This window comes from Bacillus sp. AFS002410, from assembly GCF_002556365.1.
Classification (GTDB): Bacteria; Bacillota; Bacilli; order Bacillales; family Bacillaceae_G; genus Gottfriedia.
The window spans coordinates 114,778-140,048 of sequence record NZ_NUEU01000033.1 but is presented as its reverse complement, the minus strand read 5'-3'; the positions used below and the strand labels follow the sequence as shown (position 1 = coordinate 140,048).

18 protein-coding genes are annotated in these 25,271 nt (G+C 33.0%); 15 read left to right on the top strand and 3 right to left on the bottom strand.

Annotated features, from left to right (window positions below; genetic code table 11):
* Positions 1-7 precede the first annotated feature (7 nt).
* Entirely contained in the window at positions 8-952 is a 945-nt protein-coding gene (gene speB / locus CN692_RS18470) for an agmatinase (RefSeq protein ID WP_098120618.1), read from the bottom strand.
* Between the two features lie 253 nt (positions 953-1,205).
* Here speB and CN692_RS26230 point away from each other — a divergent pair, with 253 nt between their 5' ends.
* From CN692_RS26230 to CN692_RS18450, 5 genes are all read left to right on the top strand, one after another.
* Positions 1,206-1,355 carry a hypothetical protein gene (locus CN692_RS26230; RefSeq protein WP_172445460.1) on the top strand — a complete coding sequence of 50 codons (150 nt, stop codon included), beginning with the start codon at positions 1,206-1,208 and terminating at the stop codon, positions 1,353-1,355.
* 275 nt (positions 1,356-1,630) lie between these two features.
* Entirely contained in the window at positions 1,631-2,959 is a 1,329-nt protein-coding gene (locus CN692_RS18465) for a spore germination protein (RefSeq protein ID WP_098120617.1), read from the top strand.
* A 1-nt stretch (position 2,960) separates the two neighbouring features.
* Positions 2,961-4,040 carry a GerAB/ArcD/ProY family transporter gene (locus CN692_RS18460; RefSeq protein ID WP_098120616.1) on the top strand — a complete coding sequence of 360 codons (1,080 nt, stop codon included), beginning with the start codon at positions 2,961-2,963 and terminating at the stop codon, positions 4,038-4,040.
* Complete coding sequence (locus CN692_RS18455) at positions 4,027-5,097, top strand: Ger(x)C family spore germination protein (RefSeq protein WP_257144070.1); 1,071 nt, start codon at positions 4,027-4,029, stop codon at positions 5,095-5,097. The genes CN692_RS18460 and CN692_RS18455 overlap by 14 nt, the downstream gene beginning before the upstream one ends.
* Before the next feature lie 362 nt (positions 5,098-5,459).
* Entirely contained in the window at positions 5,460-6,992 is a 1,533-nt protein-coding gene (locus CN692_RS18450; RefSeq protein WP_098120615.1) for a class I adenylate-forming enzyme family protein, read from the top strand.
* Between the two features lie 294 nt (positions 6,993-7,286).
* Here the strand turns inward: CN692_RS18450 and CN692_RS18445 are convergent, their stop codons facing one another.
* Complete coding sequence (locus CN692_RS18445; RefSeq protein WP_098120614.1) at positions 7,287-7,898, bottom strand: TetR/AcrR family transcriptional regulator; 612 nt, start codon at positions 7,896-7,898, stop codon at positions 7,287-7,289.
* Between the two features lie 208 nt (positions 7,899-8,106).
* Between CN692_RS18445 and kynU the strand changes: the two genes are divergently transcribed.
* The 7 genes from kynU (at position 8,107) to CN692_RS18410 (ending at position 16,830) form a co-directional block, all read left to right on the top strand.
* Positions 8,107-9,393, top strand: coding sequence for a kynureninase (gene kynU / locus CN692_RS18440; protein WP_098120613.1), 1,287 nt, complete (start codon positions 8,107-8,109; stop codon positions 9,391-9,393).
* 38 nt (positions 9,394-9,431) lie between these two features.
* Positions 9,432-10,856, top strand: coding sequence for an amino acid permease (locus CN692_RS18435; RefSeq protein WP_098120612.1), 1,425 nt, complete (start codon positions 9,432-9,434; stop codon positions 10,854-10,856).
* 602 nt (positions 10,857-11,458) lie between these two features.
* Positions 11,459-12,253 carry an alpha/beta fold hydrolase gene (locus CN692_RS18430; RefSeq protein ID WP_257144069.1) on the top strand — a complete coding sequence of 265 codons (795 nt, stop codon included), beginning with the start codon at positions 11,459-11,461 and terminating at the stop codon, positions 12,251-12,253.
* 219 nt (positions 12,254-12,472) lie between these two features.
* On the top strand, positions 12,473-13,774 hold the full coding sequence (locus tag CN692_RS18425) for a hypothetical protein (protein ID WP_098120611.1): 1,302 nt from the start codon (positions 12,473-12,475) through the stop codon (positions 13,772-13,774).
* A 171-nt stretch (positions 13,775-13,945) separates the two neighbouring features.
* Positions 13,946-15,136: a M20 family metallopeptidase gene (locus CN692_RS18420; protein ID WP_306659907.1), complete on the top strand. Its 1,191-nt coding sequence runs from the start codon at positions 13,946-13,948 to the stop codon at positions 15,134-15,136.
* An 18-nt stretch (positions 15,137-15,154) separates the two neighbouring features.
* Positions 15,155-15,352: a DUF3311 domain-containing protein gene (locus tag CN692_RS18415; RefSeq protein ID WP_056473942.1), complete on the top strand. Its 198-nt coding sequence runs from the start codon at positions 15,155-15,157 to the stop codon at positions 15,350-15,352.
* The gene (locus CN692_RS18410; protein WP_098120610.1) at positions 15,352-16,830 is read left to right on the top strand and encodes a sodium:solute symporter family protein; all 1,479 of its coding nucleotides are present in this window, start codon (positions 15,352-15,354) and stop codon (positions 16,828-16,830) included. The genes CN692_RS18415 and CN692_RS18410 overlap by 1 nt, the downstream gene beginning before the upstream one ends.
* A gap of 54 nt (positions 16,831-16,884) precedes the next feature.
* Here CN692_RS18410 and CN692_RS18405 read toward each other — a convergent pair whose 3' ends face one another.
* On the bottom strand, positions 16,885-21,012 hold the full coding sequence (locus CN692_RS18405) for a S8 family serine peptidase (protein ID WP_098120609.1): 4,128 nt from the start codon (positions 21,010-21,012) through the stop codon (positions 16,885-16,887).
* Between the two features lie 345 nt (positions 21,013-21,357).
* Here CN692_RS18405 and CN692_RS18400 point away from each other — a divergent pair, with 345 nt between their 5' ends.
* The 3 genes from CN692_RS18400 to CN692_RS18390 are packed head-to-tail and all read left to right on the top strand — an operon-like array spanning position 21,358 to position 25,213.
* A complete protein-coding gene (locus CN692_RS18400) occupies positions 21,358-22,929 on the top strand; it encodes a spore germination protein (RefSeq protein ID WP_098120608.1) in 1,572 nt (523 codons plus the stop codon).
* Positions 22,913-24,106, top strand: coding sequence for a Ger(x)C family spore germination protein (locus CN692_RS18395; RefSeq protein WP_098120607.1), 1,194 nt, complete (start codon positions 22,913-22,915; stop codon positions 24,104-24,106). The genes CN692_RS18400 and CN692_RS18395 overlap by 17 nt, the downstream gene beginning before the upstream one ends.
* A gap of 9 nt (positions 24,107-24,115) precedes the next feature.
* Positions 24,116-25,213, top strand: coding sequence for a GerAB/ArcD/ProY family transporter (locus CN692_RS18390; RefSeq protein WP_098120606.1), 1,098 nt, complete (start codon positions 24,116-24,118; stop codon positions 25,211-25,213).
* Positions 25,214-25,271: the final 58 nt, after the last annotated feature.

Genomic DNA, 25,271 nt, shown 5'->3' with positions numbered 1-25,271 from the left:
GTTATTTTTACTTTAGTTTTTCTTTATTGATTTTCAATGTTGCTAAACTAGCAAATTCATGAACAAGAGTTGCAGCTAAAAGTGATGTAATTTGAGTAGGGTCATATGATGGAAGTACTTCAACAACATCAAAACCAATAAAATTAAAGTCAGTTAATGAACGAATCATTTTTAATGTTTCCATACTATTGTAGCCACCTACTTCAAGAGTCCCAGTTCCAGGTGCACAAGAAGGATCAACAAAATCAATATCAAATGTTAAGAAACATGGTGTATCACCAATTACTTCTTTTATTTCTTTTAAAATATCCTCAAATCCACGTTCATACATTTCAGGAGTTGTAATTACATTGTAACCAAGCTCATGGCTAGCATCTATATCTCCAGGATGGTTCAAAGTGCCTCGAATACCTAATTGGAAAACTTTATTTGGTATTAAAAGTCCTTCTTCGTGAGCACGAATGAAAGGTGAACCATGCCAATATTTTTCGTCGTAATATGTATCCCATGTGTCCGTATGAGAATCAAAATGAATCATTGCAACTGGACCATATTTCTTAGCAGCAGCTCTTAAATTCGCTAAAGTGATCGAGTGGTCCCCACCTAAACCAATTGGAATAATGTTATTATCCATCAATTCAAACATTGCGTCTTCCATTATTTTATAGCTTCGATGAATATTATGAGGAATGACCGACACATCTCCAATATCGATCGCATTACTGTCGTCAAAAGGGTATACCTTATGAATTGGGTGATATGGAAATAGTGTCATAGAAGATTGACGGATTGCCTGAGGTGCAAAACGTGCACCAACGCGGAATGAAGCCGCAGTATCAAATGGCATACCGACAATTGCAATTTTTGCATTTTCTCGTGCAGATGGTAATCGCATAAACGTTCCAGTTGTACAAAATTCAGGTTTTACATCAGGTGAAAGTGGATATTTCATAAAAAATCATCTCCTAATTTTTAAGTTTATTATTTATTAACTACCGGTAGTTAGTTTAATATGATTATAGTTCTGTAAATCTGAATAGTCAAACTATTTTGTATTTATTTTTTTAGTTTCTGATAAATATAATCTTAATCCGAATAAGAAAGACCTTTGAATCTTAATATGAAAATACATAAAATTCTCGGGATACACTTATCCTTTTTGCAAATAATAAAATTGTTAAAACAACAAAAATAGGAGGGGTATTATGCCAAAAAATCAACAAGGTAAGCAAAATATGGGTTCTAATATGCAATCAGGAACTAATCCACAAAAAGTAAAACAACAAATTCAAACTGATGTAGCCAATGGACAAGGAGCAATGACTTCTCGCGAGGCAGGGGCTATGCGCGATTAAAAAACCACTTAGTGTGGTTTTTTTGCACATTAATAAAGTATAAATTGGCAGCGGTGAGGATTAGTCGACGTAGATGCCAATTTTAGGTATAAGTATAAGTGCAACTACCCCTCTGTCTTCACCTAAAGGCTCGCCAATCGGCGAGTTTTCTTTATTTTTTGAAATTATCATGCTCCAAGATTAAAACTTTAGTTTTCCAGAAAATGTATATAAAGAATAAAAATAACAGAAAGGGAAAATTTATAAATATGTGCTTTTTAGGAGGAAACTAAGGTATGCAATCAATATTGGAGGAAATTAAAGATCATTTTAAAAATGACGATGATTTCTTTATTTTGAAAGAGCATTTTGTTAATGCACCGGTTGTCCTGTTAGGTTTTAAAAGTCTAGTTGACATTCCAAATACATTAGAAGCAATTCAAAATAAAATAGAATCTATTTTTCTAATCGATAAGACCTTTGATCAATTAATGCATTGGATTGGGTTAGTAAAGGAAAATAATTTGAATGAAGCAATTTCAGCATTAGTAGAAGGGAATTTATTAATACTTCTCCAAACAGAAAACGATAAATATGTAATTGTAGAACCAGTCTCACAATCTCTAAATCGTGCAGTAAGTTTACCTACGAATGAAAATGTCATTCAAGGACCATTAAATTCATTCACAGAAGATATTAATACAAATATTGGGATTGTACGGAAACAAATTTCTTCAGAGAAATTGCATACTAAATCGTATTCTGTTGGAACAAAGAGGAAGAGGAATCTATCAGTTTTATATTTTGAAAATAATGCTAGTATGGCAATTTTTAATAATATTGAAAAACAGATTGAGAAGAATCTTAATATTGATATTAACAATCTCCAAGATTTTTCAAAAATGTTAGGTTTCTCTCCTTGGATAGCTGTCTCAAAATTTAACTCAACTGAATTACCCCAAGAGGCTACAAATGCCTTATTAAAAGGAAGAGTAATTGTATTTGTAGATAGAATAGCATTAGCACTAGTGCTTCCAGGATTATTTTGGGATATGTTTGCACTTGAAAATGATCGGAATTATCCAATTCCTCTAACAATCACAATGCGTTCTTTAAGAATAATCGGTTTTTTATTAGCACTTATTTTACCAGCCCTTTACGTGGCTTTAGTAGCCGTTAATCCAGAAGTGTTAAGAATTGAGATTGCTTTATCCATAGCTCAAAGTAGAAATGGTGTCCCATATCCAGCCCTAGTGGAAATTATATTAATGCTCATTATTCTGGAACTAATTATTGAGGCCAGTATAAGATTACCAAAGAGTGTAGGGCCAACGATCACAATGGTTGGAGGGATTATAATCGGACAAGCAGTTGTAGAAGCGAAACTAGTAAGTAATCTCTTAATTATTATTCTTGCTGCTACAACGATTGCCAACTCTACGATCGTTGGATTTCAAAATTCTTATTCGATTCGATTGTTTAAGTATGTAGTAGCCATTTTAGCAGCTTTCTACGGTATATTGGGCATTATGGCAGGTATTGTGTTGGTTTGCACTTACTTATCTGGAATTAGTACATTCGGAATCCCATATCTTTCTATAAATTCGGCAAAGGAAGAAAATTAAAATGGATAGAAGTTGGCAAGTGGTCGTTATGTATATTATGACTCATCTAAGTCTTATTTTCTTTTTATATCCAAGAAATATAATTGCAAGCAGTAATGAAGGTCACTGGATGTTAATAGTCGTAGGGCTGATTATCCATTTTATTATTATTACCGTATATACGAAAGGTCTTAATTACTGTCCAAATAAAGACATAATTTCGATCTATCTTGGAGTTGGTAAGGGGGTTGCTGTACTATTTTTGCTGCCAATTACTGTTTTTTTTATCGCGATCAGTATCATTACTGTTCGTGCTTATTCTGAAATCATATTAATAACGTTTTTATCGAAAACTCCATTATGGTCAATTTTGACTTTATTGTTTTTAGTATCGGCATATTTAGCGTCTAAAGGAGTAGAAGTTATTTTCAGAACCGGCGTTTTAATTGCTTGTTTATTTTTTCCGCTAATCATTCTAATTTTCTGTAGTTCATTTCAGAATACTGATTGGCACTATGCTTTCCCAATTATGAATAAACAATTTTCATTTTTTACTAATTCTTCATTTTATGTTAGCTTTTTTGCGATTGGAGGAAGCTTTTTGTTTTTAGGTTTTATTCAACCGTTTTTAACCTTTCAACGTAAAAAAATATTCTTAGGGGCCATAATACTTATACCTTGTTACATCCTTGCAGTATATATTCCACTTCTTACATTTGGACAAAATACTGCTTCCACTTTAATGTATCCATTAGTAATGGCATTGGATACAGTGGAATTGAATTGGTTAATGTTTGATCGAGTTACTTCTTTTTTCTTGTTGAGCTTGATAACTTTTACTATGCTATTTATCTCCTTATTTCTTTGGAATACAGTTAGAATCTTCAATACATGCTTTCCGTCAATTAAACCTATATATTTTATTCTTTCAATTACGATTTTTAATTTTATCATTAGTTTATTGATCCCAGATTGGGATACAATTGAAAAACTTTTTGTATGGAACTCCTTTTTACGATTTTTTGTCATGTTTGCAGTCCCAATTTCAGTCTATTTTTGTGGTAAACGGTTATGGAGGGAAGGTAATATTGGAAAGATTTAAACAGTCTGCTAAATTAATATGTTTAGTGCTATTCATCTTAACACTTAGTGCTTGTTGGGATAATAAAGACATTAATCATAGAGTACTGCCTGTTATTTTAGGCGTTTCTAAAAAGAGCAATAATTATATGGTATACCTCCAAATTCCACAACCATATCAAGATACTATGAAAACGAAAGTAGTTATTGGAGAAGGTAAAACAATTACACACGCAATAGATAATATAAGTACGAATATGGAAAGTAGTGTTGACCTACTCCATTTAAAGGTAATCGTTATTGATAGGAAATTAGCGGAAAATGGGATGAAGGATATTATTTCGGGTTTTGTAAGATCAAGGGATGTATCGCCAAAAACGTTAGTCGCAATTAGTGAAGGCGATATTGGTACGTTTTTTTCAAAAATGAAAGAATCATCAGAACCAGGTGGAACTGCTCTTTTGGATTATTTTGAAAAAAGTGCTGGGTGGACTCCTCAAATTGCACTAACTAGCGTATGGAAGACTTACCGAAGTTTTCATACTACCACTCAAGATGTTGCCATTCCAATTTTAAGAGTTGGCAAAACAACGTTGATTGAAATTAATGGTGCAGCAGTCATTAAAAATGGAAAAATGATAGACCAAATTACTCCAGATGAAACACTTTTATTTAATGCATTTAATGATGAAAGTACGACAGGAAAAGTTGAAATCACTGATGATGGAAGTGTATTGATTTTAACTAATACGATGAAGCATGATAGTAAATTTAGGAATCACAGGCCTTATTTGGAGAGTAAGATTAATCTAAAGGTGAGTATACTTGAAATTAAAGATCATGTATCTGCAAATTCAATTCGAAAAGATATGGAGAAAGTTTTAACCGAACGATTTAATAAAATGTTTACTAAATTACAGGAAAATGAATCTGATATTTTAGGGCTGGGACAGTTCTTTAGAAATAAACTTTCTAGAAATGAGCTAAATCATTGGCGTACAAAATACTATCCAAATTTAACATTAGATTTTAAAGTTCATGTAGTTGTCCAAAACGGAGGGAATTTAGTTACTCAATAAGAGGAAATCTTTTTAGCAGTACTTACTTCGACATTGCTTCTTAATTATTTTAAAGTCATCCTCACCTGAGAATGGCTTTTTCTTGATTGCCGTATTTTAATTAGAATCAAATCATCTTGCAAATATAACTATTAATACTCCATAATAATTCCCCTGTATAAAGGAGAGAGAATGATTAACCTAGAATACATAAAGAAACTAAAGAGATGGAGTGAGGGAATGTATTAAATGGTAGAGAAACTATCTGTTTAATAAATTGAAAATTCTGTATTTTAAGTCCTTTTACAACTATGATTCACTTATATTAAGAGTTTTAAGGTCCATTGATTAAATTCTAAATTATTATAACCGGGGGTAAGTAAATGAGTATCGGAAACGTATTATCGTTAAACGCACAAAGACACCCAGATAAATTAGCATTAGTCTATCAAGACCGTACATACACATATAAGGAATTCAATAAAATTGTTAATCGTTTTGCATGGGGTTTACAGAAACTAGGCTTAAAAAAAGGTGAGAAACTAGCACTTATGATGGCGAATTCTGACTTGTTTGCGATTAGTTACTTTGCTGGAGTAAAAATAGGTGCGGTTGTAGTTCCTGTTAATTTCAGACTCGTATCTCGTGAAGTTGAATATATTTTGGAACAGTCGGATAGTGTAGTGGTAATTTGTGATGCCGAATTAGAACAAGTCGTTTTAACTGCTTCAAAATCAGCAACTAAAGTAAGAAACATAATTACTGCTCCAATAAGCTCATCGCCGAATTGTTTAAACTTTTTTGAGGTTATGACATCAATTGATGGGGATCCACAAGTAGAGATTTCAGCCGACGATGATTTTCATTTACTTTATACTTCTGGAACAACAGGTCAGCCAAAAGGTGCACTTTTCGACTTTAAAAGAATTGAAAAATTAATAAATGGTTTTGGTGCAATAATGGGACAGAGCTGCGATGATCGATTTTTGCATGTTGCTCCATTATTCCACTGTGCTCAACTTGTAATCTTCCTTTTACCAGGTATCTATTTAGGTATGACAAATATTGTTCATCGAGAATTTAACCCAGTAAATGTTTTAAAGGATATCGAAAAATACAAAATTACTTTATTTTTCGGTGTCCCTACAATGTATAACTACTTGCAGCAAGTTCCAAATGCGAAATCTTATGATCTGTCATCCGTTAAAAGATGCGCATACGGTGCAGCCCCAATGCCACCAGAAATTTTAATGAAAAGTATGAAACTATTTAATACAAATCAATTTTTCAGTTTATGTGGACTAACAGAAGGAGGACCTACAGGCTTTTATCTTTCTCCTGATGATCATGAGCAACACTTTGGTAAAACAGGAAAAACACCTTTTCCTTACACAGTCATTAAAGTAGTTAATAAAAAGGATGAGGAAGTTGTATCTGGTGAAGTTGGCGAATTAATCTTAAAAGGTGAAACAATTATGAAGGAATATTATAAAAAGCCAAAAGAAACAGCAGAAACGATTAAAGATGGTTGGTTGTATACTGGAGATTTAGCTGTTGTTGACGAAGAAGGATACCTCACATTAGTGGACCGTAGTAAAGACATGTTAATTTCAGGTGGAGAAAATATATACTCGGTTGAAATTGAGAATGTTTTATACGAACATGATTCTATTTTAGAAGCGGCAGTAATCGGTACTCCTGATTCTAAATGGGGAGAGGTCGTAACAGCCATTGTCGTATTAAAACCAAACCATCATTTATCTCTTGAAGAAATTCAAGCTTTTTGCCGTGAGCGGGTAGCAGGTTATAAAATTCCTAGACAAGTAGAATTGATTAATCAACTTCCTCGTAATGCTTCTGGTAAAGTTCAAAAGTTTATATTAAGAGATACGTATTGTAGCGCTAAATCGAAATAGTTTCTCGTTTGTGGTAATAACCTGCGAGGAGGTTCGGCTTCCTTGCGGGGTTTTTGTGCTGTTCAAACAATATCAACAAAAATCATTGTTATATCAACAAAAATCGGTCATATATCAACAAAAATACCTACTATATCAATAAAGTTCACAGCTTTATCAACAAAATACATAATTTGTTCGTATTTCTGTTAATCCAATCAGAGAATTCGAGCACTAAGAAGGGAGTAGTTACTCCACACGCCAAACAATAAAAAAACTGCCTTCAAAGTACATCAACTTTAAAGACAGCCACTACTAATAAAGACCAGTAGTATATAGTGATGTGATTGTTTTTGCAATTTCATCTATCGAATAATGCTGCTCATTTCGAACGATTTCCCATAAGTACATCTCATTTGTAAAAAACCAAGCTCTTGCGACAAGTTCAGGGTTTAACTCTTTTCTTGCTAACCCTATTTCTTGCGCGTAAGAAATATCTAATGATATGCGATTAATAAATTTTTCACGGATCGTTTTCCACTTGTCAGAGATTACATCAGATATTCCAATAGCTTGTTCGAAAATTTGCATCATATTTCGCTCATCTTCTGCCATTTTTAGAAATAAAGTAGCCTGTTTATATATGATCGATTCTGCTGATTCTTTCGTTTCCGGAAAAAAAGAAGTTTCAGCAATTGTATAAAATCTTTCCATAACGCTTTCCATTAATACAATCAAAAGATCTTCCTTACCTTTAAAGTGAACATACGCTGTTCCATATCCGATATCAGCTCTTTTTATCATTTGTGTAATAGTTGCTTTTTGAAATCCTTCTTCAAGAAATACTTCATTAGCAGCTTCTAAAAGTTTCTGTCTTGTCATTAATGAACGTAATTGACGCTTAGATTCTACTTTGTCATTACTCATACTTACAATCCTCCAAGATATATTACTTCTAGCATATAGGTAAATTAATCAAAATGGAAGAAATGTAAGAAAAAACTGAACTTTATAAGCTAGTATAATATTTGAATCGTTTTTATTATCTGAAAATATGACATCATGTCATTGACATAGTGTCATTTGTTTTGTTATGATTTTTTCATAAATAGTAGATTGATAGAGGAGGAGCAAAATGGATACGAAAGTTATAGATAATACATTAGATTACGCAAAAAAAATGGACAGTGTTGATTCACTTAGAAAGTTTAGAGATGAATTTTACTTAAAACCTGGTTCAATCTATATGGATGGTAATTCATTAGGACTTCTTTCTAAAAGGGCTGAGCGCACTTTACTAGAATCTTTAGATGATTGGAAGAATTACGGAATAGATGGTTGGACAAATGGAAATCATCCTTGGTTTTTCATGGCCGAAAAATTAGGAGAGAAATTGGCTCCATTAGTAGGTGCTTCTTCTGAGGAAGTAATTGTAACCGGTTCCACAACAGTTAACTTACATCAGTTAGTTGCCACATTTTTTCAACCAAATGGTAATCGAAAAAAGATTTTAGCAGATGAGCTTACATTCCCATCTGATATTTATGCTCTTCAAAGTCAACTACGTGTTCATGGATTAGATCCTGAAAAAGACCTTATTTGTGTAAAGAGTAAAGATGGACGTTATTTAGAAGAAGACGATATTATTAATGCAATGACGGATGAAATCGCTTTGATTATTTTACCGACAGTTTTATATCGAAGTGGTCAAATTTTAGATATGAAGCGTTTAACTGAAGAAGCTCATAAACGAGGAATTTTAATTGGCTTTGATGGATGTCATTCAGTTGGATCAATTCCACATTCATTTAGTGAGTGGGATGTTGATTTTGCATATTGGTGTAATTATAAGCACTTCAATGGCGGGCCAGGTGGAGTAGGTGGCTTATTTGTTAATCGTAAACATTTTGGAGCAATGCCTGGACTTGCAGGTTGGTTTAGTTCAAGAAAAGATAAGCAATTTGATATGGAGCACACTCTAACACCTGCTGAAACGGCTGGAGCTTATCAAATCGGTACACCTCATGTATTAAGCTGCGCACCATTAATTGGTTCATTGGAGATTTTTACAGAAGCTGGAATTGATGCAATTCGCGAAAAATCACTTCGTATTAATCAATTTTTAATGGATTGTATTGAAAAAGAATTACCTGACATGGGATTTTTCATTGGGTCACCTAGAGAGGATGCACGTCGAGGAGGACATGTAAGTCTGGAGCATGAAGAAGCAGCACGAATTTGTAAATCGCTGAAAGAAAACGGTATTATCCCAGACTTTAGAGCACCGAATATTATTCGTCTTGCACCTGTAGCACTTTACACTTCTTACGAGGAAGTTTGGGAAGTTGTGCAAACACTTAAGAAAATCATGATTGAAAAGCAGTATGAAAAATTTAAAAATGAACGTGAAGTTGTGGCATAAGATTAGTTGGCTATCGAAGGGGACAAGGGGATGAGATCATGAAGAAATCCACCACTAATTATAAAATTGAAAACGAGCAAGAAAAAGGCTTAAAAAGAGAGTTAAAAACAAGTCAACTGACGATGATTGCAATGGGGTGTGCGATTGGGACAGGTTTATTCCTTGGAAGTGGACTTGCAATAAAAACTGCTGGACCGAGCGTATTACTAAGTTATGCAGTAGGTGCGTTCATCGTTTTACTACTAATGGGGTGCTTAGCTGAGATGACTGTTGCACATCCTACAAGTGGCTCGTTTGGAACTATTGCCGAAAAATATATTCATCCTATGGCTGGTTATCTTGTCCGCTATTCATATTGGGTTGCACAAGTACTTGCAGTTGGAGTAGAAGTAAGTGCAATTGCAGTCTATATGAAATATTGGTTTCCAACAGTGCCAGGAATTGTTTGGATTACGTTTTTTGCTGCAGTTTTAATTTATATAAACGCTACAAGTGTTAATACATTTGCAACATTTGAGTATTGGTTTTCAATGATTAAAGTAAGTGCAATTGTTGGATTTATCCTACTTGGATCGTATGTTTTATTTGGGTCATCTAACCACGGAAATATAGGTGTAGAGAACTTGACCAATGATGGAGGATTTATGCCATTTGGTTGGTGGGGCATGTGGGTAGCTGTTTTTATATCATTATTTAGTTTTCTAGGAACAGAAATGATAGCGGTTACAGCGGGTGAAGCGAAAGAACCCGATATTGCTGTTCCAAAAGCGCTCAAAGCAACGGTTTTCCGTTTATCGATTTTTTATGTATTAACAATCGGAATCATGCTGATTATCGTTCCATGGAAGTCAGCAGGAGTTGATGAAAGTCCATTCGTAAAAGTAATGGAAATATTAAATATTCCTTTTGCATCTGGCGTTATGAATTTTATTATATTGACTGCTGCTTTATCTGCGATGAATAGTCAATTATATGCTTCGACAAGAATGGTGTATTCACTTTCAAAAAGCAATCATGCTCCGAAGATTTTAGGGAAAGTCAGTAAAAAAGGTGTTCCAGTAAGCGCGCTTTCAGTTTCAACGATCGGTATTATTGTTGCTGCTATTGTCAATGCCGTTCTTCCAGATTCTTCTTATGCTTTTATGATGGGAATTTCAATGTTTGGTGCCATGTTTACATGGATGACAATCTTTATATCTCATCTATTTTTTAGAAGAAAATGGGAAAAGTCAGGCGGTAGAAAATTACCAGTAAAAATGATTGGATTCCCTTATTTCACGATTTTAGGAGCAATTTTATTGTTAGGATTAACAATTACTTCGTGGTTTACTGGCTTTAAAATTATGCTCCAGTTCGGTATACCATGGTTAATTGTATTATCTGTAGCGTATCTATTTATTAATAAAAATCAGAATCGTACTATTCAACGAAATGATTCGGTATTTAAAATAGAGGATCGATAAGTACTGTATTATAAGGAGATGTCTCAAGTTATTGTGAGACATCTTTTTTTGCTTAGAAATACGAACAAAATATGGACTTTATTCATAAAGCAGCTATTTTTGTGCATAAAAGGCTGGTTTTCGTTCATAATTTTTTTGACAGATGTGATCGTTGAACTAGCCAGGACTGAAGATTGAAAAATGCGAACATAAATTGAATAATATTGATAAAGTTGTGAACTTCGTTGATATATTACCAAAACCCGTTGATATAATACCAAAACTCGTTGATATAATACCAAAACCCGTTGATATAATGCCAAAACTCGTTGATATAATGCCACAACCGGTTGAAATAATACTGATTCTCATTGAAATAGTATAAAAATCAGCAAATAAATTCTGGAATCAAATAAAATAAGCCCAATATCCAATAGTTAATATTCAAATTAATAAAGGTTTCATAGAAATGATAATCATTCAATTTGCTCAATAGAAAATTAAAAATATAAAATACATAAATTGGTATATATTTTTAAATAATGGTAATTTATATTTATAGTGTGATTAAAGGGTAGACGAAAATAGTCTACTATTTATCGAATAAACTAGAATGGAGTTGAATGATCATTAATAGTAAAGTAGAACTTCAAAATTTAACAATTGCGTATAAGGATCAAGGTAAAGGTAAGACAATTGTTTTAATTCATGGTTTTATGGGAAGTCATGCATATTGGGAAAAAGTAATACCAAAGCTTGCAGAGAATTATCGAGTAATCGCAATCGATTTACCTGGACATGGAGAGTCTACTTCTATAAAGGAAGAACATTCAATTGAAGATTATGCAGATGTAATGAAAGATCTACTTGATCAATTAAACATTAGCCAAATAACTATGTTTGGGCACTCTTTGGGAGGCTATGTTACACTAGCATTTGCGGAAAGATATGAACGGTATTTAAATGGATTTTCATTAATTCACTCTACAGCTTATCCAGATAGTGATGAAGCAAAAAAAGGTAGAATGGCAAATGTTGAAAAAGTTAAAAATGAAGGAGTTAAAAATGTAGTGGATGGATTGATTCCAAAACTTTTCTCTCCAAAAAACATCCAAAAAAATAATTCGGAAATAGAATCAGCAAAGGAAATTGGTTATAAAACTTCAGTCGAAGGTACGGTTAAAGCACTAATTAGTATGAAGGATAGACCAGATCGAAATCATATACTTAACGATACGAATTTACCAGTACTTTTATTAGCAGGGAAAGACGATCAAATCATTCCGACAGAAAAAACTTTTTCAGTCAAAAAAGAAAATATAAAAACTGCTACTTTAAACAGTGCGGGGCATATGAGCATGTATGAGTCACCTGAGGAGTTAGTTAATGAAATGAAGGATTATTTAAATTCATTTTAACAATCAGGAAACCATTATAGAAAATTTTTAAAAGAATTAAAGAGACTTTCCATTAAGAAACACTTCTTGATGAAAAAGTCTTTTTTTTTGTTTAACTAATTGTAAATAACATGGTAATTTAAAGGGAAATACTGTTAAGATTATTAATAAGCATATAAAGTACAAGAAATATAAAAAAACATAGTTTATATAAATATAGAGTAATTGGTGGGTGTAATAATGTATCGTATTGGACTCGTAGGCCCTGCGTGGTCTTTAGAAAGAATTTTAGGTTTTTCTAAAGAATATGAAAAGGAATTTGAATTTTTTCCATTCGCATATGATGAGCCGGTTGAGACAAAAGAAATTGTAAAGAAACATGATCGAGATGTTGATGTCTGGCTGTTTTCAGGGCAATTACCATATAATATTGCAAAAAAAATTCTACATTCTAGTGAAAAATTATTGTATATTCCACACACAGAAGCTACTGTTTATAAAAGTCTGCTAAATATTATGTATTTTACTGGTAAGTTAATTAGGAAATTAAGCGTTGATATGCCAATGTATTCTAATCTCTTAGAGGATGCTTTATTGCAGTTAAATACCCCTTTTGAGCAGCTTTATATAAAAAAGTTGGAAGAAGAAGAGATAAATTTTGAGCAAATATTACAATTTCACCTTGAATTATGGGAATCAAATAAAACTGAAGGTGTTTTGACTAATTTTCCATTTGTTTTTGAGGAATTAAAAAAACGTGAAGTTCCAGTTGAATGGATCTCTACTAGTAGAGTTGATATTCAGCAAACATTAAAGCTATTAACTGAAAAAGTCAAAGGTCTTTATTTTAAAGATTCTCAAATTGGGGTAGAGTTAGTTGAAATAGAGAATTTTGAGAGTATTATTAAGAAATCAAAATCCCCTTATCATTTACAGCACATCGAACTTCGTATTAAGAATGTACTTCTAACACTATGCGAACAATTAAATGGTTCTTTAATTGAAAAAGGGTACGGTAAATATTTAATTTATAGTTCTCGAGGTGCAATTGAACGAGAGATTAAAATGTTAGAAAATACGATTGAGCAGTTATCTTTAGAATCAGATTCTAAGGTTTCGGTAGGAATTGGATTTGGTGAGACTGTTTTTTCTGCAGAGAAAAATGCGATTGAATCAATTCAACAGTCAAAAGAGATGAATAAACGAAAAATATTAATTGTCCAAGGTAATGGTGAAATCATTGAGTCATTTGGTAGTGAAGAAGAAATCTCTTATGCTTACCGAACAGATGACCAAGAATTGTTGCAAAAACTTAAGTTAGGAAATATTAGCGTGAAGACATTTCATAAAATCGAAAACCTTATAAAAAGAATGGGGTGGAGTGATTTTACGACAAAGAACCTAGCGGAGCAACTGAATATGACAGAGAGAAATGCAAGGAGAATCGTAGCGGATTTATGTGAAGTTGAATTACTAGAATGTATTGGTGAGGAATCATTATCCTATCGTGGAAGACCTAGTAAAATATATCGCTTTAAATAAACATTTCAAACTGGAATGTTTATTTTTTTAGGTTAAATTTTTATAATATTTAGAATTTTTGTCAAAAAAGTATTGTGGAAACCGTTTTCAAGTAATAAAATCAACATATAAGGAAAAAGACCGTAAATGTTCCTTAAAATGATTTTAATAAATCTCGGAGGTGTATTGATCGTGTACGAAATTTTTTCTGAATTAAATTTAGATGAATTGGTTAGCTCGATAAATGATGAAGTGATTGAATGGAGAAGATATTTACATGAAAATCCTGAGTTATCTTTTCAAGAGGAAAATACTGCTCTATTTGTGTATGACAAACTAAAATCATTTGGTAAATTAGAAATTTCTAGACCGACTAAGACTAGTATTGTTGCTAGATTAATAGGCGATTACCCAGGGAAAGTGCTGGCAATTCGAGCAGACATGGACGCACTTCCGATACAGGAAGAAAATATAATGAAATTTAGTTCTAAAAATGATGGAATAATGCATGCATGTGGTCATGATGGACATACTGCAATGCTATTAGGTGCTGCGAAACTACTATGTAACTTTAAAAATCAAATAAAAGGTGAAATCCGATTTATTTTCCAACACGCAGAAGAATTACCTCCTGGTGGTGCAATTGAGATGGTGAATGCAGGAGTGCTTAATGGTGTTGATCAGATTATCGGAGCGCATTTAATGAGTAATTTGGAAACCGGTAAAATTGGTTTGAAATACGGCCCAATGATGGCTGGTGCAGATATGTTCAAAATTACGATTTTTGGCGAAGGTGGTCACGCTTCTCAGCCGAACCAGACAATTGATCCAATACTAATTGGAACTCAAGTAGTAACAAACATCCAGCATATTGTCTCAAGGAAGATCGATCCAATTGATACGGCTGTTATTTCAGTTACGCAATTTAACGGAGGTACAGCAGTAAACGTCATTCCAAACTTTGTTACAATCGGAGGTTCTGTTCGTAGCTTTAAACCTGAAGTTAGAAAACGTATACCAGCGTTAATCGAGCAAGTTGTAAATGGGGTCACCAATGCTCATGGTGCAAAATATGAGATTGAATATCATTTCGGTTATTCTCCGGTCATTAATGATCATGAGACAACTAGTTTAATAGAGAAAACTGTTTGTGAACTATTTGGAGAAGAAAATCGTGAATTAATTAAACCAATAATGGGTAGTGAAGATTTTTCAGCATTCCTTAATGAAGTTCCTGGGACTTATTTTTTTGTAGGTGCAAGAAATGAAGAAGAGGGCATAGTGTATCCACATCATCATCCGAAATTTAATATTGATGAGAGAGCTTTAAAGGATGGAGTAAAGATTTTTGTTCAAGCAGCTTTTAACATATTAAATAATTAATATTAAGGAGAGTAGAGAATGAAGAAAATCTATTTACTTGGTTTTATTCCGATTATTGGTTTTGTAATAGGTGCGTTGTTTTCGAATAAAGTTACACCTTATGTACTTGGAATGCCTTTTTTTCACTTCTCAATCGTACTGTGGTCTTTTCTTACTACTGCATTTTTAGGATTAATCTATTTATTTGATCCTGCTAATAAAGAGGAGGAAATATAATGAATACCGGCATACTATTTATATTATTATTTTTTGTTGTTTCAATTGTAATTGGTTTATGGTCAAAAAAAGGTAAAGAAATGGATTTAGAACAATGGTCTGTTGGTGGCCGTGGAATGGGGACGCTTTTCATCTTTTTACTATCAGCTGGAGAAATGTATACCACTTTTACCTTTTTAGGCGCAAGTGGTTCGGCATATGGTGAAGGAGGTTCGATTTTTAGTATCGTTTCTTACGGTTGTATCGCATCGATCATATCTTATTGGGCATTTCCTAAGATTTGGAAATACTCCAAAAAACATAAGCTCATTTCACAGTCAGATTTTATGGCTAAGAAATATGACAGTCCGATACTTGGAGTACTTGTAGCTATAGTTGGAATCGTCGCTTTAATTTGCTACCTAGTACTACAATTCAAAGGCTTAGGCTATATTGTTGAAATTACTTCTTATGGCGTTATTTCTTCAAAAATAGCAATTTTATTTGGTGCATTTGGTGTTACTTTATTCGTCATGCTATCAGGTATACATGGTTCTGCATGGACTTCTGTTTTAAAGGATTTTTTAATTCTTGCTATTATTCTATTTTTAGGTATCTATTTTCCAGTGCATTTTTATGGTGGTATTAAGCCAATGTATCAGGCTATTGAACAAGCAAAGCCTAACTTTACGATTCTTCCTAAACATGGTATGAATCTAACCTGGTATATTTCTACTATTATATTAAGTGGGATTGGGATGTATATGTGGCCACACTCTTTCCCACCTATTTTTGCAGCGAAAAATGCTAAGGTATTGAGAAAAAATGCAATCATTATGCCACTGTATCAATTAATCTTATTATTTGCGTTTTTCGTAGGCTTTGCAGCAATCTTACAAATTAAAGGTGTGCAAGGTAGTGACGGTGACAAAATTTTATTACTTCTTTCAAAAAAGAGCTTTGATCCTTGGTTTGTAGGATTAATAGGAGGGACAGGAGTATTAGCAGCGTTAGTGCCCGCATCGATGATTTTAATGGTAATCTCTACCTTATTTGTAAAAAATATTTATCAAGTAATAGTACCTACTAAATCAGAAAGTCAAATTGCAAAACTAATAAAATTTCTAGTGCCGTTCATTACTCTAATAGGAGTGTATTTTACATTTAAAGGTGGAGACTCGTTATTTAGTATTGCAATAGTTGCTTATAATTTTATCACGCAGCTTGCTCCACCATTTTTCTTAAGCTTAATGAAGAAAAATTTTGTAACGAAATACGGTGCTTTTACTGGGATTATCTTTGGTGGGGCGATTGTTTCAATATTTGATTTAGGTGAAAAAACATTCGCTCAAACTTTTCCTCACCTTCCACAGTTAATGAAAGACCTAAACGTAGGGATTGTTGCACTTGTTATTAATGCACTTGTTATGATCGTTGTAAGTCTTATTACAAAAAATAACATCTCTGCGAAAAAGAAGGTTGACATATTAGCTGGATAATAAAAAAACGTCGGGTCTAGTGATCCGACGTTTTCTATTAATCTTTTGAATCGTTTATTGAATAGCTAAATCCTTCAAAATATCCTCTAAAGTTTCACCTTTAATTTTCTTTTTACCTTTTGGAACGTCTTGTATATCAGGATTTGGCGTTAAATAATTCTTTTGAACAAAGCTCATATCCTTTGCATCAACGATCCCATCGAAATTAATATCAGCTGCGCGCTTGTTAGTACCCCAATATGTTTTAATATAATCCGCATCTAATACATCGATTACATCGTCGTTATTAACATCTCCACCCATAACTGGTGCGTACAAAATATAAGATAATCGTCCAACAGTATCGCCATTCGTAATGTCGTATAAATCATTAATGGTTACATGTCGGTCGAAATGTCCTGGAATTTTGACAGTTAAATCATAATCTTCATTTGAAGCTGGAAGATTTTTAACAAAATAGCGTGCACTGCTATTAAATTCTCCTGTATATGTCTTGCCACTTTTTGAAACTAATTTTAAACTCATACCAGCTTTAGAAAAGTCCTTTTTGTAGTCTAACCAAATACCCCAATCATCTAAAAATCCGTCCGCAAGTATACCACCTTCAAGCTGAGAGTAGGTTGGAACAATATTGATTCCTTGACCAAAGCCTTGAATTGTCGCAGGTGCTTGATTTAAAGAAAATGCTGTAGATTTTGTAATATCAATGTTTTGAATCCATTTAATATATGTGCTTGGTTTTTCCTTCACTTTAAACGTAATATCAATTAATGGCATAGCGGTTTGAATTGGCTGGATTGAATCACCAGTTAATTGTGTATTAAGTGTGATATTACTTGCAGTCTGGTTAATTATTTTTAGATCAGCATTTAAACCATGAGACTTAGCATAATTTGTAAAATCCTTATTTAATGATACATTTGCGATGTCATATGTCGTTGAAGGGTATGATAAAGTAAATTCTCCTCCTGTTAAATCTTTAATATTATGTGCACTAAGTGATAGCGTTACATTTTCGCCGTATTTTACATCATTTTTGCTTGCTACTAGTTTTGCATATGGAAGCCCTTTTTTTACAAGTGTATATGAGAAATCAGGGTGATCTTGCATACCATTCCCGGCATAGTCATAGGCATCTAGAGTGATTTTTGTGAAATCTTTACCGTCTATTAGACCTGTATTAAATTCAAAGTCACCATTTTTTTCAATTGCTAAAGGTGTTGAAGAGTATTTTGTTTTATTAATTAGGTTAACCATGTTAGAAGACTGATCCCAATTAAATCCGTTTTGATTCATGATATCTACTTGTTGATTATAGATGTTACCCTTTACAGTCATACCGTCTTGAGTTACTTCATATACTCCGCCTGGTTGTTGCATTTTTACGATAGGGTTCGTATTTTCAATATAAAAGATATCAGACTTTTTAAATGTTTTACCTTCTCTGTTTGTTGCGATTAGTTCCAATTCATATTTTCCTGGAGGTGCAAGCTTTTTTGAATAGGAAATTGGATGTTCTTTATGACCTGTAAATGCACTATAAAGTCCGTTAAATCCGTACTCAGTTTCAAAAGGAGTATCCTCTGTGAAAAGTCCTTCGTATGAATCAACCAGTCCGAGTTCTTTCCCAGTTTTCGCATCTTTTAATACAAGATCCACCGTTTCCATCGAACTATTAAGTGAAAATTCAATACCTGTTCCAGATGGGAAACTATGATTTAAGTCTCGGCGTGTTGTGAATGCGTCTTCATATGCATTGATATGATTAATGCCTTCTTGTAAGTGCTTGAAGCCAAATGGTAATTGATAAACTTCATCTGGATTACTATTGTCTGTAATATAAATATAACCTTCGTAATTACCAAATTCTGCAGTAGCAGGAATGTGAATCGTTGGTTTAATTTTTATTGTTTTGTTTGCATTAAGTGTAATTGAATCAGGTGCATCTAACGTAACATTATTTGCTAAAGCATCTTTAGCACCTTTTACATTTTGATTAAACTTTACTTGAACTTTATATGTTTTCTTTTTGTTACTAGTATTCGAAATAGAAACTACTCGAGAGTCTATTTTTTCTTTGTCCTCAGTAACTTGTGGACCGAAGCTTAAAGCTCCTGTAACGTCTGGTATTGTTATATCATTACCATCTTTTGTACTGATTGTTTTATCTAGTACTTTAATATGCAAGTTTGCATGCACTGCTTCATATACATCAATTCTTCCTGCACCTACTTCGAATACACTGTAATCTTTTTGTAGCTTATCTGCTGTATTCATTAGAGCGGCTTTGACATCTTCTGGTTTGTATTCTGGATGTTTTTGAAGAAGGAGCGCTACTGCTCCAGCAACATGAGGTGTAGCCATTGATGTTCCAGATGCACTCATGTATGCGTTTGTATAATCAGTTAAATGATTTGGTCCATTTTGATAAGCTGGTACACTTGAGAATACAGCAACTCCAGGTGCAGTAACTTCTGGCTTAATATCATAAAATCTGGTTGATGGACCACGCGAACTAAAATCAGCTAATGTATCTCCACCAGTTTTTATTTCACTAAGAGAGTTTAAAGTAAATGTCGCATTCCCTTGATTTACTTGATCAACAACTTTTAATCCTTGTTCATTCGTAAGCGTAAATGAAGGGATAAAGTCAAAGCCGTTTCCAAGATAATGAGGAATTTGGCCTTCTTCTGGGTTATTATTGTACATTAAAACTGCTTTTGCACCGTGTTTCTTAGCAAGCATCACTTTTTCATTTAAAGAAAGTATTCCACGTTCGATCAGTGCGATTTTTCCATTTACATCCTTGCCGTTATAATCTCTTTCACTATTTCCTAACCCAACAAATACGATTGGTAGAGACTGATTTTTTAATGTATTTAAGTCGTCATCAAAGCTTTTTGCTAGAAGTCTTAAATTCGAGAGTGATAGATTATCATTTGAACTAACCGTACCAGTAGCTGTAGGGATCGTCATAGAAAAATCACTTGCACCAACTGTTAAAGCTAGTGGGGAAGTACCAGGCGAACCAAGTGAATACAAATCACTTCCAGAGTTACCAGCCGCAATAACAGCAGTCGTTCCAGCTAAAACAGCATTATTTATTGCGATTGCATTTGGATCAAGAGGATCATTATAATTTGAACCTAATGATAGATTAATAACATCCATTCCGTCTGCTACTGCTTTGTCGATTCCAGCGATTATGTTACTTGAAGATCCAGATCCATATGGACCAAGCACTTTGTATGCATATAAATCAACTCCCGGTGCAACTCCGGTAACTGCATAATCTGTTTTATTTTTACCTTGACCCGCAATCGTTCCAGATACATGAGTTCCATGGGAAGTATAGTATGTAGATCCAGCTAACGCATTAGTTTCAGGTTCTCCAGATTTTTTCCAGTCATCGTAAGTTGTTTCCATTGGATCAGAATCATTATTTACGAAATCATATCCGCCTTTATAAACATCTTTTAAATCAGGATGGTTATAATCAATTCCTGTATCTATTACAGCAACCTTAACACCTTTACCAGTAATACCTTCTTCATGAAGCTTTGTTGCACCAATATTTTCAGTGCTATCATCTGCAGGGGAATGACTAATTGATTCACTTGATTGTGTCTCGGATGGAGATGGATCTATTTGGATAATTTTATCTTCAAATATTGCTTTTACTTCATCCATCGCGAGAATAGTATGTACTTCATTAGCGGGTACAGTCATCGCAACACCGTTAAATGCTTGACGGTACTCTTTACGAATTTGAATGGTTGGAATGGATTTTTTTGCTTGTCCGATTATATTTTTAAAATTTTGATGAGATTTTTCTACTTTATTTTTAGCATCGTCTAGGGAAACTGCTATGCCATTTTCTTCGTTTTTCTTTACATCCGTTTTAGCCGGGTCCTGTGCAAATTGAACGATGATGCTCACAGGTTTATTACTAGTCGTATCGAGTTTAGGTGATAAATATTTATCTTGGTCTGCTGTTTCAACATTTTTATGGACTCGATTGCGATCCTCTTTTGTTAAATTTTTCAAGTATTGCTCAACGTTTGATATGCCACTCTGAGAAGTAGAATCAACCGAAGCAAAAGTGTGACTAGAAAATAGCAAACTAGCTGCTATAAAACTAGTAGAAACAACCTTGAGTGGCATGACTAAATTACTCTTCAAATACAATACACCCCTTCAAATTTATCTTAAGGAATTAACCTTATATTCTGATTATTAGAAATATTTAATTGGCAGTCAATTGGGTTATTTATCCCTTATAAAATCAACGTTTTTCCACTCTTGTATTAAAATCTCTCTAATTTTTTCAAAAAAATGTTCTAAAACATCAGATAACATAGTAAAAAAATGAATTTTGTCGTTTTTAAACGTTTCCTAAATTTTGAAGGAAATAAGAGAGTTTTCACTTTAAATGAAACATTGGAATTAAAAATGGTAATAAATAGCATAATTTTTCTACATTTAACAAATTTTAAATAGTAATAAATAAACTGATAGGTGATTGGTATGCGATTGGGTTATCCAAAGAGAAGTAGACAATCAGACAAAGGTAAAGCTCAAGTTGTTTTATCATCCGAATTACAAAAAAATTTACAAAATATAAATAGTGAACTGCAATATTGTGCGGATTTAATTACTAGAGAGTTTGAAGTTGGAGAAACCAAAAAAAGAAAAATGGCACTAATCCATTTGCAAGGTATCTCAAATGGTGACACGATAAGTCAATTTGTTGTTGATCCAATACTGCATAAATGGAAAAACACGAATGTAGATCATTTAAGTGATCTTAATTTCTTCAATGAACTGAAAGATAATACGTTTGATGTTCCACAAGTTAAAACTGAAACTGAATGGAATAACATCATGATGTCGCTGTTAAATGGTGACACTGCGATCTTTCTTGATCATCAGCAAAAAGTATTACTAATTGATACGAAGGGTGGGCAATTTCGTTCGGTTTCAGAGTCTACTGGGCAAACGATTATACGTGGTCCAAAGGATAGTTTTACTGAGTCGATCGCAACGAATATGTCGCTTCTTCGTTATCGTATTAGAAATACTCAATTTAAGATGGAAATGTTGAAGGTCGGCGATATTACAAATACAAATGTCGTCATTTCCTATTTAGATGACAAGGTTGATGAAGAATTATTGAAATCAATCAAAGAAAAAGTTGAAAATATTAAGATTAATGGCGTTTTAGAAACAATTAATATTGAATCGCTTATTGAAACAAAACCATATAGCCCATTTCCAACAGTTCTGGATACTGAAAGACCTGATGTTATTGCAGCAAACATACTAGAAGGGAGAATTGGGCTTTTTGTGGATGGTAGTCCAATAGGGCTTATTCTACCAGCGACATTACCAATGTTTTTTCAGTCACCAGATGATTATAATCAGCGTTATATTGTTGGTACATCTTTACGTTTATTACGGTTAGTAGCCTTTTTTATTTCTTTACTATTTTCGGCTTGTTTCCTTGCTTTAATTACCCATCATCCTTCTATGATTCCGACACCTTTAATGGTTAGTCTTGCTGCTCAAAGGGAAAGTGTTCCGTTTCCAGCAATTGTAGAGCTATTATTATTAGAATTTGCGTTTGAGATTATAAGAGAGGCAAGTATACGTAGTCCAAGAGTGCTTGCTTCAACAGTTGCAATAGTAGGTGCACTAGTAATTGGTCAAGCGGTTGTACAAGCAGGTATCGTTTCTACCGCAATGATTATCGTTGTTTCGATCACTGGAATTTCTAGTTTTACAATTCCAAATTATAGTATTGCTGCTTCAGCTAGATTAGTAAGATATTTATTTATAATAAGTGCTGGAGTTGCTGGATTATATGGTATTGCATTAATGTTTTTATTTTGGTTAGTTCATTTAAATACGATTGATTCATTTGGAGTGCCATATTTAATGCCAATATCTCCATTATCAATTAGAGATAATGAAGATACATTGATCCATATTCCTAAGAGATTATTAAAGACTGCAAATGAGGATTTAGTGCCAGCTTCATCTCAGATACGAAAAAAACAAAAAAATAAAATTGGTGAAGAAAATGAATCGAATTCGTAAGATTGTATTAATTATTCCGTTATTATTATTTAGTTCAGGATGTAGTAATTACACAGAATTGAACGAAATTTCATTTATATTAGGGCTAGGAGTTGACTGGTCAGAAGAATCAAATTATAAAGTTACATTACAAATCATTAGTCCAACTGACTTATCAACAGGAGGATCTGGAGGTGGAAACGCATCACCTGTTTTTGTTTTTACAAGCACTGGCGACACAATTTCTGCAGCAATTAGAGATGCAGCTAAAAAAATTACAAGAAAAAAAGATTTTACTCATGTTGCATTAACAGTAATTGGTGAAAAAGCAGCTAGACACGGGATTGAAGAAATTGTGGATAGTATTATTAGAGAACCACGTGTTTCAGCATATATGTCCGTACTTGTAGCCAAAGATTCAACTGCAGAGTATGTTCTAAATACGTTGACACCTATAAAAAAAGTTTCAGCGGTTGCAATGGTATCAAAGCTTGAAAATGTAAATTTTTCACTTGCTGAAGGGGTAAATCCAAATGTATTTCAATTAGCAGAAAACCTATCTTACGAAGGCAAAGAGATTGCAATTAGTGGTGTGAAAATTATTGATAGTACTAAGGAAAAAAATAATTTAACGAACATTCAAAAGATGACTCCGGCACAAACTTTTATAGATGAAGTCGCAGTATTTCGGGATAATAAACTCGCAGGGTGGCTCGATGGGCGGGATGTTAGAGCGATTTTGATGGTTCAAGATAAAATTGAACAATCAAATTTTTCAGTACCATGTGGGGATCGAAAATTTACTTCACTTCGTTTTTCAGAACAAAATATTAAAACGGAAGTAGATGTTAATGGAGATGTACCTGTTATTAAGATTAAAAATATATTATTGAGTTTAGTCGATGAAACTGGTTGCAATATAAAACTAGAAAATGTAAGTGACTTAATTAAATTAGAAGAAGAAGCTGCAAAAGTTGTCAAAAAGCAGATTGTAGAAAGCATTAAACATGCTCAGAAGTATAAGAGTGATGTTTTTGGATTTGGTGATATCGTTCATACGAGTAATCCTAAAAAATGGAAAGAAATTGAAAAAAATTGGCCTGAGGAATTTTCAAAAGCCAAAGTTAACGTAAAAGTTACATTTATTATCAAGCGAACTGGCCTATTGGGCAACCCAGTTAACTTGAAAAGGGAATAAGGTGTGTTTATGTTAAATATGAAATTTAATTCTGAACAATTTTTTAGTTTAATGGCTATTTACCTAATAGGAAGTGCTGTTGCAATAGATCCTGCAAAAGATGCAGGGAGGGATTCCTGGATTGCCATATTAATTAGTTTATTAATTGGATTAATTCTCTTTAGACTGTATATGGAAATCTATACAAATAATCCTTCAATTTCTTTAATTAATTGTTTACAAAAAGCATGGGGTAAATATTTAGGGGGATTAATCGGTTTATTATATATCGTTTATTGTATATATATTGCTTCAAGAGTGTTGAGAGATTTTGCGGAGCTAATTCTAATTATTGCGTTGGATAGTACGAGTTTATTTACAATATCGATTTTAATGATGTTTCTTATGATTTACACAGTAATGAAGGGCTTTACAAGTTTTGCAAGAACAGTTTGGATTTGTTTTCTTTTATGTGGATTTTTCGTATTTATATTATTACTTACACAAATATTAACTCAGTTTTTTACGTTATCTCATTTAAAACCAGTTCTTGATCACGGCTGGAAGCCCGTCTTAAGGAGCGTCTTTCCAACAACTGTAACTTTTCCTTTTGGTGAATCGGTTATATTTTTATTATTAATGCATCATTTTGAACGGCCAAATAAAGCAAAAAAAATTGGTTCAATAGGTATGATTTATGCAGGCATATTACTAACTATTTCTGCAATTGTACATGTGGCAAATTTAGGAGAAATTATTTTTAAAGCTTCAACTTATCCAGTATTATCAAGTGTTTCCTTAATCAATATTGGGGACTTCTTTACAAGATTAGAATCATTAGCTGTAGTAGTATTCGTTATTTTAGGTTTTATCAAAATCTCAATCCTATTTTTTGGAGCTGTAGAAGGAACGATGTTATTATTTCAACTAAAAGAAAACTGGATAATTACATTTTTAATAGGAATAATCATATTATTCCTAAGTGTCCTAACTACTGTTTCTTATGCCCAACATGTACATATTGGACTCGATTTAGTTCCAAAATATTTACATATTCCTTTCCAAATTATTTTACCGATTATTTTATTCATTACATTAAAAATTCAAAAAAAATTATCGTTGTCGTAGTTTAACGAACAGCGTAACACCAAAATATATTAGAAAATAACACATTAATACTTTATCG

What these genes read in the sequence shown, in the direction of transcription:
- speB (WP_098120618.1), bottom strand. Translation starts at nt 952, where the DNA reads ATGAAATATCCACTTTCACCTGATGTAAAACCTGAATTTTGTACAACT.
- CN692_RS26230 (WP_172445460.1), top strand. Translation starts at nt 1,206, where the DNA reads ATGCCAAAAAATCAACAAGGTAAGCAAAATATGGGTTCTAATATGCAA.
- CN692_RS18465 (WP_098120617.1), top strand. Translation starts at nt 1,631, where the DNA reads ATGCAATCAATATTGGAGGAAATTAAAGATCATTTTAAAAATGACGAT.
- CN692_RS18460 (WP_098120616.1), top strand. Translation starts at nt 2,961, where the DNA reads ATGGATAGAAGTTGGCAAGTGGTCGTTATGTATATTATGACTCATCTA.
- CN692_RS18450 (WP_098120615.1), top strand. Translation starts at nt 5,460, where the DNA reads ATGAGTATCGGAAACGTATTATCGTTAAACGCACAAAGACACCCAGAT.
- CN692_RS18445 (WP_098120614.1), bottom strand. Translation starts at nt 7,898, where the DNA reads ATGAGTAATGACAAAGTAGAATCTAAGCGTCAATTACGTTCATTAATG.
- kynU (WP_098120613.1), top strand. Translation starts at nt 8,107, where the DNA reads ATGGATACGAAAGTTATAGATAATACATTAGATTACGCAAAAAAAATG.
- CN692_RS18435 (WP_098120612.1), top strand. Translation starts at nt 9,432, where the DNA reads ATGAAGAAATCCACCACTAATTATAAAATTGAAAACGAGCAAGAAAAA.
- CN692_RS18430 (WP_257144069.1), top strand. Translation starts at nt 11,459, where the DNA reads ATGATCATTAATAGTAAAGTAGAACTTCAAAATTTAACAATTGCGTAT.
- CN692_RS18425 (WP_098120611.1), top strand. Translation starts at nt 12,473, where the DNA reads ATGTATCGTATTGGACTCGTAGGCCCTGCGTGGTCTTTAGAAAGAATT.
- CN692_RS18415 (WP_056473942.1), top strand. Translation starts at nt 15,155, where the DNA reads ATGAAGAAAATCTATTTACTTGGTTTTATTCCGATTATTGGTTTTGTA.
- CN692_RS18410 (WP_098120610.1), top strand. Translation starts at nt 15,352, where the DNA reads ATGAATACCGGCATACTATTTATATTATTATTTTTTGTTGTTTCAATT.
- CN692_RS18400 (WP_098120608.1), top strand. Translation starts at nt 21,358, where the DNA reads ATGCGATTGGGTTATCCAAAGAGAAGTAGACAATCAGACAAAGGTAAA.
- CN692_RS18395 (WP_098120607.1), top strand. Translation starts at nt 22,913, where the DNA reads ATGAATCGAATTCGTAAGATTGTATTAATTATTCCGTTATTATTATTT.
- CN692_RS18390 (WP_098120606.1), top strand. Translation starts at nt 24,116, where the DNA reads ATGTTAAATATGAAATTTAATTCTGAACAATTTTTTAGTTTAATGGCT.